The organism is Pseudomonas sp. PDM04 (assembly GCF_014851765.1).
GTDB lineage: Bacteria > Pseudomonadota > Gammaproteobacteria > Pseudomonadales > Pseudomonadaceae > Aquipseudomonas.
The window spans coordinates 1-288 of record NZ_JACVAI010000027.1 but is presented as its reverse complement, the minus strand read 5'-3'; the positions used below and the strand labels follow the sequence as shown (position 1 = coordinate 288).

General features: G+C 66.0%; 1 protein-coding gene. It reads right to left on the bottom strand.

What is annotated here, in order from left to right; all coding sequences use genetic code 11:
- Positions 1 to 288, bottom strand: a 288-nt coding sequence (locus IB249_RS29635) for a cbb3-type cytochrome c oxidase subunit I (protein WP_192309940.1), incomplete at both ends; no start/stop codon positions are given.

The following is a 288-nucleotide window of genomic DNA, read 5'->3' as shown; positions in this document are numbered from 1 at the left end:
CCAGCATGATCACGATCACCGATTGCCAGCCCCAGAAGGTGAAGGCGGCGAGGGTGTCGGAGTACAGGCGCACCTGGCAGGTGCGCTGCACGGCGTAGTAACTGGCGGCGAACTGGGCGCTGCCGGCAAAGCCGAAGATCACCAGGCTGGTGTGCAGCGGCCGCAGGCGGCCGAAGGTGGTCCAGGGCAGGTCGAGGTTCATCTCGGGCCACACCAGTTGCGAGGCGATCCACACCCCCATTGCCATCCCCACCACGCCCCAGAACACGGTCGCGATGACGAATTGGC